Raw genomic sequence first — 17,269 nt, 5'->3', positions numbered from 1 at the left:
TTCAGATTAAAACTAATAAAACGATTGGTGAGCCTGCGTGATATTCAAATTTAAGTTTTTTTTATGATTTTTTGAAATTTAATTTTGTTAAAAATTGCCATTATTATCAAATAAAATTCTGATTAACTGATTATAATTATGTTATAAAAAGAGTTAAAAATGTATAGCTGAAAAAAAACGTAATTTTTATAGCCTTAATTTATGCATTTTATGTTCGTCATTTTGTCGAGTAAATTACCGTTTAACTACAATAAAAAGATTTTCGTCTACACTTACTATGTCATTCGTCTAAATTTTTAAAGTAGACTAGGTAATACCAGTAAGTTTGTCTCATAATTAAAACCCTGAAAATTATGAAAGCAAATTTACCTACTCCTAGAAAGCATGTTTTATGTTCGTTACTGATCTTTGGATTGTCAATTGTTTCTTATTGTAAAACAAATCCTTTATATAACAATGAAAATCCCTTCAATAGAAATTTAGTATCAGTTCACTCCAACTTTTTAATTACTGGAGAAGGTGGACTAGTTACCGCTAATCAAACCATTTGCGCAGGAACAAGACCAGCCAATTTAGTTTTGACAGGCTATGCTGGGGATATTTTAAATTGGGAAAGCTCAGAAGACTCTAGCTTTACTTCGCCTAGTACTATTGACAATACTTTAGCAACTTTAACTGGAGCTAGGGTAGGACAATTAAGTACCACTATTTATTTTAGAGCTGTAGTACAAACAGCAAATTCGGGTATTGTTTATTCTGAATATGCTACTGTAACAACAACAATAACAAGTACAACTTGGAACGGGACTAGTTGGAGTGCAGGCGAACCTACTCAAGCCGTCTCTGCCATAATACAAAGTAATTTCACGTCTCAAGGAACCAATATTTCAGCTTGTAAGCTAACAGTCGTAAATAATGCAACTGTGATTATTTCATCTGGAGATACTGTTAATATAAAAGGTTCGTTAGAAGTTTCAGAAGGAAGTTCAGTAAGTTTTGAAAGTAATGCTTCTTTGTTGCAAAGTGAAGATTCTAATCCTAATATAGGGGATATCTTAATCCACAGAAATAGCTCTCCTTTAAAACGATTGGATTATACGTTGTGGTCATCACCTGTTGCCAATCAAATACTTACTGATTTTTCACCAAATACAGTAACTACTCGCTTTTATACTTACAACACTGCTAGCAATTTGTATGATGTAGTAACTGCACCTAGCGCAACTAATTTTAATTCGGCAAAAGGATATCTGATTCGTACGCCAAATAACCATCCGACTACTCCAACTGCTTGGACTGGTGCGTTCAGAGGTGTGCCAAACAACGGAGATTATTCTGTCTCTCTTGATGACAATGTATTAGGTCAACGATATAACTTAGTAGGTAATCCTTATCCATCTCCTATTGATGCTTTAGCTTTTGTTTCTAACAATAACAACAGTCTCAATATTACGGGTGTCCTTTATTTTTGGAGAAAAACTAACGGGAGTTTAAACTCAAGCTATTGTGTCTGGACCGAACTAGGATTTACTAGTAATGGAGAAGATGGTGTGACGAATCCTAATGGTGTTATTCAAACTGGACAAGGATTTTTCGTGGAACGATTAGAGAACTTAAGCGAGAGTTTTGTTATTTTTACTAATGATATGAGAGCTTCAAATAGCGCTAATCAATTTTTTAAAACTGCTGCTACTAATGCTATTGTTGAAAAACATCGTATTTGGTTGAATGCCACTAGTGCAACCGGTTCTTTTTCACAGACTATGGTCGGTTATATGAATGGTGCTACTGTAGGAGTTGATTCCAAAATTGACGGCAAGAATATTAACCAAGGAGATATTGTTTTAACATCTTTAATTGAAGCTACTCCTTATGCTGTTCAAGGAAGACCGCTGCCATTTGACAACGCTGACGTGGTTCCGTTAAGTTTTAGCGCAACTACAGCAGGAAACTACAGCATAGCTATAGACCATGTTGATGGTTTATTCTCTAGTGGGCAAACGGTTTATTTGAGAGATACTTTAGCGAATACAGTTCATAATTTAACCATGGCTGGAGCCTATACTTTTGCTTCTAATGCCGGAACATTTACTAGTCGTTTTGAAATTTTATATCAATCTCTATTAGCGACTCCAATATTTACTGCCAACAATGTAGTTATCTACTCTCAAAGCAATGAGTTTGTAGTGAATTCTGGAAATGCAATCATGGCATCAATCAAAGTATTTGACATTAGAGGCAGATTGATAGAAGAGAAAAAAGCAATCAATTCAAACCAAACTACTATAAATGGGGGATTAGCAAATCAAGTGTTGTTAGTTCAAATTACTTCAGAAGATGGAGCAATGGTAACTAAGAAAGTAATAAGATAAATTTTAGATATATTTTACCTTTAAATCCCCATTAATTCGATGGGGATTTTTTTATATACTTACTTATTGTGTTTTGCCTTTTTTCTAGAATGACATTAAATTTTTAAACTCTTTACTTTTGTAAAATAACAGTACCATCAAAAAGGTTTACTTAAAGTTATAGCTTGATTCCTATATAAGAAGTAAAGTAGTAGATTATAATTGACCGCAAATTTCATTAAATAGTATCACAAAAAAGCACAACAAAAAATCCCTGCTAGTGATAACAGGGATTTTTTTATTTTGAAACTTAAAAATTGTTTAAGCTTGTTTTCTGTTTTTTCTAAAACTGTAAACTGCGAAAAGAATACCAATAATTGCTAAAAGGATTAATTTGCTGTCGATAGGTGCTGGTTGTGGATCACCACCTTCAAGACCTCCAGTACCATCATCATCACCGGGTTGGGCAAAGGCTATAAAATCCGACAAAAATATAAACGAAACTAAATATAATTTAACTAAATTTCTCATAAACACTCTATTTCAAGGGGTAAATATAGGAATCATTTTCAAAACTAAAAAATTTAGTTTGGATTTTACGATGATTTAATCAAATTCAGAGGTGAAATACAACTTTACGTTAGGAAACTTCGTTTGAGTCATCTGAATTGTAAATTCAGAATCGGCTAAAAATACTAATTGTCCATATTTATCATGCGCTAAAAACTTCTGTTTAATTCTTTTGAACTCCTTAAATTCTTCACTCTTAGGGTCATTTGGCTTTACCCAGCAGGCTTTGTGAACTGGGAAATTCTCGTAGCTGCATTTTGCTCCGTATTCATGTTCTAAACGGTATTGAATTACTTCGTATTGCAGTGCGCCAACCGTTCCAATAATCTTACGGTTATTCATTTCTAAAGTAAATAACTGTGCAACCCCTTCATCCATTAATTGGTCAATTCCTTTGTCTAATTGCTTTGCTTTTAACGGATCGGCGTTGTTGATATATCTAAAATGCTCTGGTGAGAAGCTTGGAATACCCTTGAAACTCATTATTTCGCCTTCGGTTAAAGTGTCGCCAATTTTAAAATTTCCCGTATCATGTAATCCTACAATATCACCAGGATAGGAAATGTCGACAATTTCTTTTCGCTCTGCAAAGAACGCATTCGGACTAGAGAATTTTAAATTTTTGCCCAATCTCACATGCATATAAGGTTTGTTGCGTTCAAATGTTCCTGAAACAATTTTGACGAACGCCAATCTATCTCGGTGTTTCGGGTCCATGTTTGCATGAATTTTAAAAACGAATCCGGCTAATTTTTCTTCTTCAGGTTTAACCAATCGCGTTTCTGATTCTTTTGGCCTTGGTGCCGGAGCAATCTCAATAAAACAATCCAATAATTCTCTAACTCCAAAATTGTTCAAAGCCGAACCAAAGAATACGGGCTGTAAATTCCCAGAAAGGTATTTTTCTCTATCAAATGGCGGATAAACTTCTGAAATTAATTCCAATTCCTCACGCAACTTCACTGCAGGTTTTTCTCCAATGATTTTCTCTAATTCTGGACTGTTCATATCAGAAAAAGCAATAGTATCTTCAATATTTTTTCGGCTATCACCACTGAAAATATTAATGTTTTGTTCCCAAATGTTATAAATTCCCTGAAAGTCATATCCCATTCCAATAGGAAAACTTAAAGGGGTAACGCTCAACCCTAATTTTTGCTCTACTTCATCCATCAAGTCGAAAGCATCTTTTCCTTCTCTATCTAATTTGTTGATAAAAACAATCATTGGAATATTTCGCATTCGGCAAACGGCAACTAATTTCTCGGTCTGTTCCTCAACACCTTTCGCAACATCAATAACAACAATAACGCTATCAACAGCGGTCAAAGTTCTAAAAGTATCTTCAGCAAAATCCTTATGTCCCGGAGTATCTAGTATGTTTATTTTCTTTCCTTTGTAATTAAAGGCCAAAACGGAAGTCGATACCGAAATTCCTCTTTGACGTTCAATCTCCATGAAATCCGAAGTGGCTCCTTTTTTGATTTTATTGTTTTTAACGGCACCAGCTTCTTGGATTGCGCCTCCAAACAGTAATAACTTCTCTGTTAGTGTAGTTTTTCCGGCATCGGGATGCGAAATAATCCCAAAGGTTCTTCGACGTTCTATTTCTTTTAAAAAACTCATGATTTTTAATAAATTGGTTGCAAAAATACTATTATTTACTGATTATTTCTGCATGCTTTGCAGTGCAAATCTTCTTAGGGCTATTTACATAGGAAGTTGTGTTAATAAAATTTTGTTAATAGTAGCTTGTATAGTTGGATAATGTGTTTGAATTACTATTTTTGTTGATTGTTACTATGCAAATCTTAACTAATTTTAGCTAGTAAAGGAATACCAAAAGTAATTGTAAATTTTATATAGAAAATTTTATCAGCATGAACTTAAAACAGTTTTTTTTCGGTTTATTATTTTTACTGTCCATTGCCAGTTTTGCACAAAATAATTCAAAAGAAGTTTTGTTTACGATTAATGAAAAACCGTATTATACCGACGAATTTTCTCGGATTTATAAAAAGAATTTAGATTTAGTTAAAGACGATACCCAAAAAGATTTAGACCAATATTTAGAGCTTTTCATTGGCTACAAATTGAAAGTTAACAAAGCATACAAATTGGGTTTGCAAAATAATCCACAGTATCAAAATGAGTTAAAATCGTATAGAACGCAATTGGCCAAAAACTATTTTAACGATACTAAAATCACTCAAGAGCTTATTGAAGAAGGATACAATCGCCTTCAAAAAGAAATTAAAGCGTCTCATATTCTTATCTTGGTAGATGAAAATGCAATTCCTGCAGATACATTAAAAGCATACAAAAAAATAGAAGATATTAGAAAAAAAGCGGTTGCCGGAGAAAATTTCGATGATTTAGCCACTCAGTTTTCTGAAGATCCATCTGCCAAAGAAAACAAAGGTGATTTAGGTTATTTCAGTGCGTTTAGAATGGTATATCCATTTGAAAATGCAGCTTTTAGCACTTCAAAAGGGCAGGTTTCTAAAATAATCAGAACGCGTTTTGGATACCATATTTTAAAGATTAATGATGTTAGAGATAACCGCGGCGAAATAACGGTGGCTCACATTATGATTTTAAATGAAAAACCAGAAGAAGCAGAGAAGAATTCTAAAAATACGATTAACGATATTTACAAAAAAATTCAACAAGGAGAACAATTTGACGCTTTAGCCAAACAGTTTTCTGAAGATAAATCATCGGCTGCAAAAGGTGGCGTTCTAAATCGATTTGGTTCAGGTCAGTTGAGTTCTCAAGAGTTTGAAGATGTTGCTTTTTCACTTACAAAACCCGGCGAAATTTCAAAACCATTCCAATCTCAGTTTGGATGGCACATTGTCAAATTAATAGAAAAGCATCCAATAAAATCATTGGATGAGATGAAATCCGAGTTGGAAACTAAAATTGGTAAAGACGATAGGTCAAAAAAAATAACTGCGTCTTTAAACGAAAAACTTAGAAAAAAGTATACGTACAAGACAGATAAAAAACAGTTTTCAGCACTTTCAAAGCTGATAACAAACGATTTCTACGAATCAAAGTGGACACTTCCTGCAAACGCGAACGACTACAAAGCGCCCTTGTTGACGATAAATAATAAAAGAATTGAGGGTAAAACCTTTTTGGAATTTGTTGACAAACAACAGAAGGCCGCTTCTAAAACCAAACCGCTTTCAAATCTAATAGAAGAATTGTACACAAAATTCCAAGACGAACAATTGACCGCATACTATGATGAAAACCTAGAAAATGATTTTCCTGATTTTGCCAATGTAATGGAAGAATATCGAGATGGATTATTGCTTTTTGATCTAATGGAAAAAGAAATTTGGGATCGTGCAAAAACGGATACTATTGGGCTGAATAAGTTTTATGAAGCGCACAAAATGGAGCATTTATGGAAGAAAAGAGTTGAAGTTACAGTAGCATCATCCACCAAATTGGAAATGATTAAAAAGGCACAAGCACTTTTAAAGAAAAATACCGAACCACAAGAAGTTAAAGACCAACTAAATCTTAACAATGTGGTGAATGTGATGACCAACAGCGGTGTTTTTGAAGAAGGAAGTGATGCTTTGCCAAAAACAATGAAATATGATGTTGGCGTTTCCGAAGTGTTCAAGGAAGGCGAATATTATTTTGTAACCAACGTTGAAAGAATACTGCCAGAAAGTGTCAAAAGTTTGGAGGAATGTAAAGGGAAAATGGTTAACGATTATCAGCAATATTTAGAACAAGGCTGGGTTGCTGATTTGAAAAAAGAATTTACAGTGAAAACGAATACAACGGTTTTTGAGCGCGTAAAACAACAGCTGAAGTAAATGTTAAGAAATAGTTTTTTACTAATCTTTTTGTGTATAATTTCATCATGCAATTATTTCGAACCAGGAAAAAAACCACAATCCATTGCTAGAGTAGGGAAGAATTATTTGTATAAAAGTGACATTGCGACATTGGTCTCGGAGGGAACTTCAAAAGAAGACAGCTTACTTTTAGTGCGTGATTTTATTGATAGATGGGCAAGTCAAAAGTTGTTAATTGATGCGGCTGAAAGGAACCTTAGCGATGGTAAAAAGAAGCAATACAGCGCGTTAATCAAACAATATCAAATTGATTTGTATACGAGAGCCTATATAGAAGAAGTGGTTGAAAATACTGTTGATACCGTTGTAAGTAAGAGTGAATTAAAAAAATATTACGACGAAAACAAAGAGAATTTTAAAACCAACGGAACATTGGTTCAGTTGCGGTTTATCCATCTGGCAAAAGACAACCCGCATTTTGAAACTATAAAAAGTAAGTTCTTTAATTATAATAAAAAGGATAAAAAGTTTTGGGAAACCTATAAGCTTCAGTTCAAAAACTTTGCATTAAATGATACGGTATGGGTTGATATGAGTCAGGTATATGAAAAATTACCGGTCATAAATCCAGATAATAGGGATGAATTCATCCAATCTGGAAAAAAATCGGAAATTCAGGACAAAGACAATGCTTATTTGATAAAAATATCTAATGTAATTGATAGGAATCAAGTTTCTCCTTTTGAATACATTAAACCAACATTGAAGGAAGTTATCCTGAACAGAAGAAAATTAGAATTGATTAAAAAATTTGAAAAAGATATTACTAATGATGCCATTAAAAACAAGGATTATGAAATATATAAGTAGCAAGTTTATTGTAGCGATAGTAGCAATTTTTTGCACAGTAAGCTTTGCGAATGCTCAAGAAATTATTAAAGATACCGTGAAGACAAAAGCGGTATCCTTTGGTACTAAAAAGCAAAAAGTAGATGGCGTTATAGCAACAGTTGGAGATTACATTATCCTTGATTCAGACGTGGACAAAATGTTCCTAGAACTTTCAAGCCAAGGACAAGCTGTAAAAGATATTACGCGTTGTCAAATGTTAGGAAAACTATTGGAAGAGAAATTATTTGCGCATCAAGCGGTGCAAGATAGTATTATTGTTAGAGATGAAGAAGTTAAAGAAAAACTGAACGAGCAAATGGCGTATATGTTGGAGCAACTTGGTTCGGAAGAGAAAGTGATTCAATATTTCAAGAAAAGTACCATTGATGAATTGAAGGCTGAATTATTTGATATCATTAAAATCAACAAACTTGGTGCTGAAATGCAAAAGAAAATTATTGATGGTGTAGAAATTACTCCAGAAGAAACACGTACGTTCTTTAAATCAATTAAGGAAAGTGAATTGCCAACTTTTGGAGCAGAAATGGAGGTAGCGCAAATTGTAGTAACTCCAAAAATTAGTAACGAGGAGAAGCAAAGAGTAGTTGCCAGATTAAAAGAAATTAAAGCAGAAGTGCTAGCAGGTGCAAGTTTTAAAACTAGAGCCGTTATTTATTCCGACGATAAAGGTTCGGCTTCAAGTGGAGGTTTTTATAAAATTAATAGAAAAACTCAGTTTGTAAAAGAATTTAAAGATGTAGCGTTCAGTTTGGCAGAAGGTGAAATATCAGAACCATTCGAAACTGAATATGGTTATCATATTATTATGGTTGAAAAAATCAAAGGGCAGGAAGTGGAATTGAGACATATTTTGATGATGCCAAAAGTTTCTGACCAAGCTTTGAAAGATGCCAAAGAGAAAATTATTCAAATTAAAAATAAAATTGAAAGTGGTGAAATAACTTTTGGAGATGCAGCGAGAACCATGTCTGATGAAAAAGAAACACGCGCTAACGGTGGCGTTTTGATCAATCCAAAAACACAAGACACTCATTTCGAATTGACAAAAATGGATCCGAGTTTGTACAGCGAAGTGTCAAACTTAAAGGATAAAGGAATTACACAGCCTATTTTAGATGATGATCCTAGAACTGGGAAAAAATACAAAATCATCACGGTGACAGATAGAATTGAATCGCATCCAGCAGATTACGCTAAAGATTATGTAAAAATCAAAGATTTGGCTTTGAAAGAGAAGCAAATTAAAGCGATCGGAAAATGGTCTGATGAAAAAATTAAAGAAACCTATGTAAAAATTAATGGTGAGTACAGAAATTGTACTTTTGTCAATAATTGGATAAAAAAATAAGTCGTAAATCTAACCCGAGGCGCTACCGAACTTTATGGAGCGTATCGGAATAAAATCTAAATCAAATGTCAGACGTTACCGCCATTAAAAATTTGGTTACTAAAAGAATAGAGCTTAAACAAGAAATTGCCAAAATTATTGTTGGACAAGATGATGTTATTGACCAGATTTTGTTGAGTATATTTTCGGGAGGGCACGCACTTTTGGTCGGTGTTCCCGGATTAGCAAAAACGTTAATGGTGAATACTATTTCTCAAGCATTAGGATTAGATTTTAAAAGAATTCAGTTTACGCCCGATTTGATGCCGTCCGACATTCTTGGAAGTGAAATTCTAGACGAGAGCCGTCAGTTTAAATTTATCAAAGGCCCCATTTTCGCAAACATCATTTTGGCTGATGAGATCAATAGGACGCCACCCAAAACGCAGGCTGCTTTGCTTGAAGCGATGCAAGAACGTTCGGTAACTATTGCGGGCCAAAATTATAAATTGGATTTGCCGTATTTTGTTTTAGCAACCCAAAATCCAATTGAGCAAGAAGGAACATATCCTTTACCGGAAGCACAGTTAGACCGGTTTATGTTCGCTATTAAATTAGATTATCCTTCATTTGCAGAAGAAGTTGATGTCGTTAAAAATACAACTTCGGATAGCAAACCTGAAATAAATCCACTATTTACAGCTCAGGAAATTATTGATTTTCAACATTTGGTTCGTAGGATTCCAGTTGCGGATAACGTAATTGAATATGCGGTGACTTTGGTAAGCAAAACGCGTCCTAACAATCCGTTGTCAAATGACTATATTAAGAATTATTTAGATTGGGGTGCTGGACCAAGAGCGTCTCAAAACCTTATTTTGGCTGCCAAAGCCAATGCAGCTTTCAACGGAAAATTCTCTCCAGATATTGAAGACGTAAAAGCAGTTGCAACCGGAATTCTTCGTCACAGAATTATCAAAAATTACAAAGCTGACGCGGAAGGAATTACCGAAGAAATGATTATCGATAAATTACTATAATTTTTTGGTATAATTTTTTAATTAATGTCAATTATTTATCGTTTGTCACACTGAGCTTGTCGAAGTGCTTAAAAACGTATTCGTCAAGCTCAGACTGAAATTTTTGAATCAAATTGGATTCAGAATACTTTGAAAGCTGACCGACTGACGATAAGCACCAAACAGGTTATTTTAATCCTTTTTGAAGTAAATCATCCAATTCTTTATCGTAGAAAAACAAAAACATGCTTCCCATCATGTCTTGATTTATTTGAGAAGTGTTGTCGACATCTAATACAATTTCATAATCGTGATTTTTGTAGAGCCAAATCCCTTCTTCAGAAGAAAATGGATCAATCCTCGTTAAACCAATCTTACCTTTGTGATTTACAATGTTGCTTATAACAATTGGCTTGTTTGCAGTTTTATCAAACAATGAAATCTTGGTTGCAAACGGATGCACATGAATCGTCGCCGCATGCAGACGCAAGCTGTCTTGTAGCTGTAACTGTTGGTTCACGGAACTTCGATACGTGTGTTTACCCATTGGAATTACCCAATGACCTGAAAGTTTATTGCCTTTGCCATCATCATAAGTATGATTTCTGGTTTCCACTGGAATACATTGGTTGGTTCCAGGATCCAAAGGAGATTTGTACGGATCAGATTCGTTGAACGGAAGCATTATAAAAGCCGTTCGACTCATTAAAGGTCTTGTGGTTTTCGCTCTTGAATAGGTAATATCCACTTCATGCCGTATCCAAAAATTAGCATCCGGTAGATTGTGGTTTAAAGCTTGCGTTGTCACATAAAGAAACTCAGTTCCTTTCATCGGAACACCATAACCAGCAGGAAAACTAAAATGTTCCATACCATGAGAAAGTGATGTCAGCCGCGGATATTGTGTGCCAATCCGTTTTTCTAGATGAAACGAACTATAATAGTTTGCATCATTAAAATCAACATTAGTATGGCAAATAAAATCATTAGAAATATACTTTAATGAACTATTGTCAAGTGCTTTTACTTGAAATCCGGTCAGCCAAAGCAAAGTCGAATCTTGCGAAAGCTGAACATAATTAGAAGATTTGGGTCCTTCCATCGATTTGTAAATTCCGTCAATATAGAATTCAGGCGAAATCATTTTATAGGTTTCCAATTTGTTCTCAACTTTCCAATTCGGATTTACTATTCCTAATTTTTCAAATAAAAAAGTCTTGGCAATGGCTTTGTGACGCTTAGGCAATTGCCAATACCAGATTCCGCCGCCAATAATGACTAACAAAATTAGAACTCCTAAAAATTTATATATCTTTGATTTTCTCATTGTTGTCAAATTTACATTTTTATATGAAGGATGGAAAGCAAATAATTACAAAAAATAGTTTTTTTGGATTAGATTTTCTACGAGTGCTTGCCATACGAATAACCTTGTGTACTCATAAGTTATGGCTGTATATTACAACGGGAATTCTAGAGAAGTTCGATTGTGCGCATCGATTTTTGGGTGTCAAATTGTTCTTTGTTTTGAATTGTTTTTTTAATTGGCGGAATACTATACAAACTATCTTTATATGGAAACTATATTTTGAAGAGTGCCCGTCTGTTTATTTGCCGAAAACCAATCATTGACTATCGGACTAAAAACTTGAAATTGAATGGCAAATAATAGGCAACGTATTTTTGGATTAGATTTGATGCGGGCAACAGCCATTATGATGGTTTTGTTTGCGCACACCCTTTGGATTTTTCCCGAAAGCAATGGGTTTTTTTATCAGATATTAAAACTATTTGGGTTTTTAGGTGTTGAGATTTTTTTTGTTTTAAGCGGATTTTTGATTGGCAAAATTCTATATCAATTATACCTTAAAGATAATTTTTCGCTAACAGCAGTTTTCTTTTTTTTAAAACGAAGATGGTTTAGAACAGTACCGAGTTATTTTTTAGTACTGCTTCTAAATATCATAATTGCATCAATAATTGGCTATTCAGTGCCCGAATTATGGCGGTATTTCCTTTTTCTTCAAAATTTTAAAGCAACTATGTTACCTTTTTTTCCAGAGTCTTGGAGTCTCTCGGTGGAAGAGTATGCCTATGTTATTTTGCCGTTTTTCCTGTTACTGCTGTCGTTCATTACTAAGCCTAAAAATAAACCTAGATTTTTTTTACTAGCGGTTTCATTCTTGATTTTACTCTTCTTTAGTACTAAAATGTTTTATCAAAATACGACTTTAAACACTACTATTGATCAATGGAATGTTTCGTTAAAGTCAGTGGTTTTGTATCGCTTGGACAGCATTTTTATTGGTGTTTTTTGCAGCTGGATCTATAGTAGCCGCTATTTTTTTTGGATAAAAAACAAGTTGTTTTTTGTGTGTTTTGGAACGTTGATTTTTGGTTTTTTGTTTGCTGGAATTGGATATTTTGGCCTATTTATTGAAACAAATGCAGCATTTTGGAATGTTATTTATTTACCTTTAGTATCTGTTGCCGTAGCTTGTTTTTTGCCTTTTTTATCAGAATGGAAGGAAGAAAAATCACTGATAAATAAACCAATTGCCTTTATTAGTATCATTTCATATTCCATTTACTTACTCCATTATAGTGTCATTTTGCAATTGATGAAATATTACGCTTCTACTGCAATAACTACTTATTTTGGATTATATACCTTCGCTTTTCTGTATATACTCATTACCGTACTAGTAAGTTCTATTTTTTACCGTTTTTATGAAAAACCGATGACGGATATAAGGGATAAAAATTGATAATTGTCATTATATAGGCTTTAAAATAGCGTATTGACAAAAAACTAACTCCAAAAGCAATCATTTCGCAAAATAGTGATCCAAATCAATATATTCTATTAAAAACTTTTACATAAGTACAACGTTTTCGTAAATTTGCACAGCAAACAATTAAACCCAATATACTATGGCTTTTGATATTGAAATGATTAAAAAAGTGTATGCAACAATGGCTGAACGTGTTGACGTAGCTCGTGAATTAGTTGGACGACCATTAACACTTTCTGAGAAGATTTTATATTCCCATTTGTGGGAAGGAAATCCAACACAATCTTTTACGCGTGGAAAGGATTATGTAGATTTTGCTCCAGATAGGGTAGCGTGTCAAGATGCTACTGCTCAAATGGCTTTGCTACAATTTATGCACGCCGGAAAAAAGACAGTAGCGGTTCCAACAACCGTTCATTGTGATCACTTAATCTTAGCAAAAGATGGCGCCATACCTGATTTAGCCAATGCCAATTCACAGTCAAAGGAAGTTTTTGATTTCCTTTCATCTGTTTCTAATAAATACGGAATCGGGTTCTGGAAACCGGGTTCGGGAATTATTCACCAAATTGTGTTAGAAAATTACGCATTTCCAGGTGGAATGATGATTGGAACCGATTCACATACAGTAAACGCCGGAGGATTGGGAATGTTAGCAATTGGAGTAGGTGGTGCGGACGCTGTTGATGTAATGTCGGGAATGTCTTGGGAGCTTAAATTCCCAAAATTAATCGGAGTAAAATTAACCGGAAAACTTTCGGGTTGGACTGCTCCAAAAGATGTAATTCTTAAAGTAGCAGATATTCTTACTGTAAAAGGGGGAACTGGCGCTATTGTTGAATATTTTGGCGATGGAGCAATTAGTATGTCGTGCACAGGAAAAGGAACTATTTGCAATATGGGTGCCGAAATTGGCGCTACGACTTCGACGTTTGGCTATGATGATTCTATGAGAAGGTATTTGTCCGCTACCGGTAGACAAGATATAGTTGATGCTGCTGATAAAGTGGCTGATTATTTAACGGGTGATGCCGAAGTTTATGCTAATCCAGAACTGTATTTTGATCAATTGATTGAGATTAACTTATCAGAATTGGAACCCCACATCAATGGACCTTTTACGCCAGACAGAGGAACTCCAGTTTCAGAAATGAAAGCTGAAGCTGCTGCAAACGGTTGGCCAATAAAGGTGGAATGGGGGTTAATCGGTTCTTGTACTAATTCATCTTATGAAGATATGGCGCGTGCGGCGTCAATTGTACAACAAGCAGTTGATCATGGGATTAAACCAAAAGCTGAATTCGGAATTAATCCAGGTTCGGAACAAATTAGATATACTATCGAAAGAGATGGAATCATCGCGACTTTTGAAAAAATGGGAACAAAAGTATTCACCAATGCTTGTGGACCTTGTATCGGACAGTGGGATAGAGCAGGTGCCGATAAACAAGAAAAGAACACCATTGTACATTCGTTTAATAGAAATTTCTCTAAACGTGCCGATGGAAATCCAAATACACATGCTTTTGTAACTTCGCCAGAAATGGTGGCTGCTTTAGCAATTTCTGGTGATTTAACTTTTAATCCAATTACGGATACATTATTAAACGATAAAGGTGAAGAAGTTAAATTGACTGCTCCGTTTGGCGATGAATTGCCTAAAAGAGGTTTTGATGTTAAGGATGCAGGTTTTCAAGCGCCAGCTGCCGATGGAAGTCATGTGCAAGTTGTGGTTGCTCCAACATCGGATAGACTGCAATTGCTAGCGCCATTTGATGCATGGGATGGTAAAAATATTTCTGGTGCTAAATTGTTAATCAAAGCGTTCGGAAAATGTACTACAGATCACATTTCTATGGCTGGACCATGGTTGCGTTTCCGCGGACATTTAGATAATATTTCTAATAATATGTTGATTGGAGCCGTGAATGCTTTTAATCAGGAAACGAATAAAGTTAAAAACCAATTAACGGGTGAATATGGCGCAGTTCCTGCGGTAGCTAGAGCTTATAAAGCGGCTGGAGTTCCAACTATTGTTGTGGGAGACCAAAACTATGGGGAAGGTTCGTCAAGAGAACACGCTGCAATGGAGCCCAGGTTCTTAGGTGTGAAAGCGGTTCTAGTGAAATCGTTTGCTCGTATTCACGAAACGAATTTGAAAAAACAAGGAATGTTAGGATTAACATTTGCTAACGAAGCAGATTACGAAAAAATTCAGGAAGATGACACTATCAATTTCTTAGACTTAACCGAGTTTGCTCCAGGAAATCCTTTAACCTTAGAATTTGTTCATGCCGATGGTTCAAAAGATATTATCTTAGCAAATCATACGTACAACGAAAGTCAAATTGGCTGGTATGTAGCGGGTTCAGCATTGAATTTGATTGCGGCTGGAAAAGCATAAGTAACTTACGTTTATAAATATAAAAATCCTCTCATTTTAGACTGAACCCAAAAGTTTAGACAAATTTATAATTAATTTTGATAATAATGAGCTCGATATTTAATCGGGCTCATTTTGTTTAAATTAGACTTGATTCTATCGTTATTGTAATAATTTATATATTCTTCAATTTCTTGTTTTAATTGGTCTATCGACTTGTATTTTTTAAGATAAAATAGTTCAGATTTAATTATTCCGAAGAAGTTTTCGATAATGGCATTATCTAAACAATTTCCTTTTCTTGACATACTTTGCTTAATCCCTTTTTGTTGCAATAAATGTTGATATTGTTTCATTTGATATTGCCATCCCTGGTCAGAATGCAGCACCAGATTAGTGTTATTTGGTATTGTCTTAAAAGCTTTATTTAACATCATAACTACTTGATTGAACACTGGTCGTTCTGTAAGTTCATAACTGATAATCTCTTGATTAAACAAGTCTATTATAGGTGATAAATACAGTTTGTTCCCAGAAACATTAAATTCTGTTACATCAGTTGCCCATTTCTGGTTTGGTGCTGTAGCTCTAAAATTTCTTTCTAAAATATTTGGAGCTATCTTCCCTTGTTCTCCTTTGTAAGATTTGTATTTTTTGATTCTAATGACACTCTTTAATGCCAATAATTCCATTAATCTAAAAACCGTTTTATGATTAATAATTATTCCTTTATTGTTTAATTCATCTGTAATTCGCCTATATCCATAACGTCCTTTATGTTTGTGATAAATGGATTTAATCTGTTCTTTTATCTCTTTGTATTTATCAACTGACTTGCTTTGTTTTTCATGGTAATAAAAACTACTTCGAGCTAAATTGGTAAGATCTAAGAGTAATTTTAAATCATAATGATGCCTTAATTCCACTATGGCTTGCGCTTTTTGGTTTTTTCTGCTTGAATTAAGGCTTGCAACTTTTTTAGTAAATCGAGTTCACAACGAAGTCTTTCGTTTTCAAGTAAAAGTTCTTCTTCTCTACTTAATGGTTTGTCTGATGTACGCTTGGAACGTTTAAAATTGCTCATAGATTTTGGTCTGCCTCTGGGTTGTGAATTTAATCCATTAACCCCAAAATTAGCAAAATCTCTTTGCCATTTTATAATAATTGCACTGTCAGGAATATTAAACTTTATCGACGCTTCTCTCAAAGACGTTTTTTTTAATTCAATAAAACGTATAACACTTATCTTAAAATCAACACTATAGCTTTGATTTTTACTTGGTAATAAACCAATTTCGCCATACTCTTTGTAAAACCCAATCCATTTGCGAATGTTGGCTCGGCTAGGGCCTTTAATCGTTGAAACATAAGTAATAGGATTATGCTCTTCTAAAACTAACTTCACACATTCCAATTTAAATTTAAACGTGTATTTGACTTTTCTTTCCATAAAAATACCCCCAAAGAGTGTCTAACTTTTTGGGGGCAGTCTATTTAGGTATGAGAGGATTTTTTTGTCATCGAACTTTTTTATTCTGTAAAAGTCGAAGTTACAAGAAATTTAAAAAAAAATGCTCAACAATCGTTGAGCGTTTTTTTATTTTAAACCGTTTTTATAAACTTCTTTGAGTCCTGAGTTCCAATCAACCACTTCATAATAGAAATCGACTGTTGTTAAGCTATTCTTTTTTCTAATAAGGCATTTTCCGGTTACGTTAGCTTCTAAACCTTCTACCGTTATTTTTTTGTTGTTCTGTAATTTATTTTCCAAATACAGATTGTATAATTTTTTAGCAATATCTTGACGGATTGTCATTTTCGAATTGAAGGTACTAACGATGATTACACCTTTGTTAGAACGCGCTACAAGCTCCATTCCGTTTTGGCCATAATTATATGTTTCTACAGTTTTATCGCTTTTTGAGAAAGCAAAACAAGCCACTACAAGTAAACCTAAAAGCACTTTTTTCATAAATAATAGATTTGAAGGCGTTCAAATGAAGGCGAAAAATAATAATTTATTTAATACAAAACGTAGTTTTCAACAAAAAATTGTTGAAAACTCAAAAAAAACGCCAAATCTTTTAC

13 protein-coding genes are annotated in these 17,269 nt (G+C 34.1%); 7 read left to right on the top strand and 6 right to left on the bottom strand.

Annotated elements, in window-relative coordinates:
* The first annotated feature begins 353 nt into the window (after positions 1 to 353).
* Positions 354 to 2,372 (top strand): T9SS sorting signal type C domain-containing protein, encoded by a 2,019-nt coding sequence (locus PSU83_RS01445; protein ID WP_300585896.1) that lies wholly within the window; start codon positions 354 to 356, stop codon positions 2,370 to 2,372.
* 300 nt (positions 2,373 to 2,672) lie between these two features.
* On the opposite strand, the gene PSU83_RS01440 is transcribed toward PSU83_RS01445, so the two are convergent.
* Both PSU83_RS01440 and PSU83_RS01435 read right to left on the bottom strand, forming a co-directional pair.
* Positions 2,673 to 2,882 (bottom strand): hypothetical protein, encoded by a 210-nt coding sequence (locus PSU83_RS01440; protein WP_300585894.1) that lies wholly within the window; start codon positions 2,880 to 2,882, stop codon positions 2,673 to 2,675.
* A gap of 75 nt (positions 2,883 to 2,957) precedes the next feature.
* Entirely contained in the window at positions 2,958 to 4,547 is a 1,590-nt protein-coding gene (locus tag PSU83_RS01435; protein ID WP_300585892.1) for a peptide chain release factor 3, read from the bottom strand.
* Positions 4,548 to 4,801: 254 nt separating this feature from the next.
* Here PSU83_RS01435 and PSU83_RS01430 point away from each other — a divergent pair, with 254 nt between their 5' ends.
* From PSU83_RS01430 to PSU83_RS01415, 4 genes are all read left to right on the top strand, one after another.
* A complete protein-coding gene (locus PSU83_RS01430; RefSeq protein WP_300585889.1) occupies positions 4,802 to 6,763 on the top strand; it encodes a peptidylprolyl isomerase in 1,962 nt (653 codons plus the stop codon).
* Complete coding sequence (locus PSU83_RS01425; RefSeq protein ID WP_300585887.1) at positions 6,764 to 7,615, top strand: hypothetical protein; 852 nt, start codon at positions 6,764 to 6,766, stop codon at positions 7,613 to 7,615.
* A complete protein-coding gene (locus PSU83_RS01420; RefSeq protein ID WP_300585886.1) occupies positions 7,599 to 9,005 on the top strand; it encodes a peptidylprolyl isomerase in 1,407 nt (468 codons plus the stop codon). The genes PSU83_RS01425 and PSU83_RS01420 overlap by 17 nt, the downstream gene beginning before the upstream one ends.
* Before the next feature lie 65 nt (positions 9,006 to 9,070).
* Entirely contained in the window at positions 9,071 to 10,024 is a 954-nt protein-coding gene (locus PSU83_RS01415; RefSeq protein WP_300585884.1) for a MoxR family ATPase, read from the top strand.
* A gap of 166 nt (positions 10,025 to 10,190) precedes the next feature.
* On the opposite strand, the gene PSU83_RS01410 is transcribed toward PSU83_RS01415, so the two are convergent.
* On the bottom strand, positions 10,191 to 11,330 hold the full coding sequence (locus PSU83_RS01410; protein WP_300585882.1) for a hypothetical protein: 1,140 nt from the start codon (positions 11,328 to 11,330) through the stop codon (positions 10,191 to 10,193).
* Between the two features lie 331 nt (positions 11,331 to 11,661).
* Here PSU83_RS01410 and PSU83_RS01405 point away from each other — a divergent pair, with 331 nt between their 5' ends.
* Both PSU83_RS01405 and PSU83_RS01400 read left to right on the top strand, forming a co-directional pair.
* Entirely contained in the window at positions 11,662 to 12,771 is a 1,110-nt protein-coding gene (locus PSU83_RS01405; protein ID WP_300585880.1) for an acyltransferase, read from the top strand.
* Between the two features lie 166 nt (positions 12,772 to 12,937).
* A complete protein-coding gene (locus PSU83_RS01400; RefSeq protein WP_300585878.1) occupies positions 12,938 to 15,202 on the top strand; it encodes an aconitate hydratase in 2,265 nt (754 codons plus the stop codon).
* 71 nt (positions 15,203 to 15,273) lie between these two features.
* Here the strand turns inward: PSU83_RS01400 and PSU83_RS01395 are convergent, their stop codons facing one another.
* The 3 genes from PSU83_RS01395 to PSU83_RS01385 form a co-directional block, all read right to left on the bottom strand.
* Positions 15,274 to 16,107 carry an IS3 family transposase gene (locus PSU83_RS01395; protein WP_300585876.1) on the bottom strand — a complete coding sequence of 278 codons (834 nt, stop codon included), beginning with the start codon at positions 16,105 to 16,107 and terminating at the stop codon, positions 15,274 to 15,276.
* Positions 16,107 to 16,586, bottom strand: a complete 480-nt coding sequence (locus tag PSU83_RS01390) for a helix-turn-helix domain-containing protein (protein WP_300585874.1) — start codon at positions 16,584 to 16,586, stop codon at positions 16,107 to 16,109. Before PSU83_RS01390 ends, PSU83_RS01395 begins: the two co-directional genes overlap by 1 nt.
* 192 nt (positions 16,587 to 16,778) lie before the next feature.
* The gene (locus PSU83_RS01385) at positions 16,779 to 17,153 is read right to left on the bottom strand and encodes a hypothetical protein (protein ID WP_300585872.1); all 375 of its coding nucleotides are present in this window, start codon (positions 17,151 to 17,153) and stop codon (positions 16,779 to 16,781) included.
* Positions 17,154 to 17,269: the final 116 nt, after the last annotated feature.

Source organism: Flavobacterium sp. (genome assembly GCF_029945805.1).
In the GTDB taxonomy this organism is placed as follows: Bacteria; Bacteroidota; Bacteroidia; order Flavobacteriales; family Flavobacteriaceae; genus Flavobacterium.
The sequence above is the reverse complement of the archived record's forward strand: the minus strand, read 5'-3'. Positions and strand labels throughout refer to the sequence as shown.

Bases quoted from the DNA above. Each gene is read 5' to 3' on its own strand.
- PSU83_RS01430 (WP_300585889.1), top strand. From the start codon at position 4,802: ATGAACTTAAAACAGTTTTTTTTCGGTTTATTATTTTTACTGTCCATT.
- PSU83_RS01435 (WP_300585892.1), bottom strand. From the start codon at position 4,547: ATGAGTTTTTTAAAAGAAATAGAACGTCGAAGAACCTTTGGGATTATT.
- PSU83_RS01425 (WP_300585887.1), top strand. From the start codon at position 6,764: ATGTTAAGAAATAGTTTTTTACTAATCTTTTTGTGTATAATTTCATCA.
- PSU83_RS01420 (WP_300585886.1), top strand. From the start codon at position 7,599: ATGAAATATATAAGTAGCAAGTTTATTGTAGCGATAGTAGCAATTTTT.
- PSU83_RS01445 (WP_300585896.1), top strand. From the start codon at position 354: ATGAAAGCAAATTTACCTACTCCTAGAAAGCATGTTTTATGTTCGTTA.
- PSU83_RS01405 (WP_300585880.1), top strand. From the start codon at position 11,662: ATGGCAAATAATAGGCAACGTATTTTTGGATTAGATTTGATGCGGGCA.
- PSU83_RS01385 (WP_300585872.1), bottom strand. From the start codon at position 17,153: ATGAAAAAAGTGCTTTTAGGTTTACTTGTAGTGGCTTGTTTTGCTTTC.
- PSU83_RS01415 (WP_300585884.1), top strand. From the start codon at position 9,071: ATGTCAGACGTTACCGCCATTAAAAATTTGGTTACTAAAAGAATAGAG.
- PSU83_RS01440 (WP_300585894.1), bottom strand. From the start codon at position 2,882: ATGAGAAATTTAGTTAAATTATATTTAGTTTCGTTTATATTTTTGTCG.
- PSU83_RS01410 (WP_300585882.1), bottom strand. From the start codon at position 11,330: ATGAGAAAATCAAAGATATATAAATTTTTAGGAGTTCTAATTTTGTTA.
- PSU83_RS01400 (WP_300585878.1), top strand. From the start codon at position 12,938: ATGGCTTTTGATATTGAAATGATTAAAAAAGTGTATGCAACAATGGCT.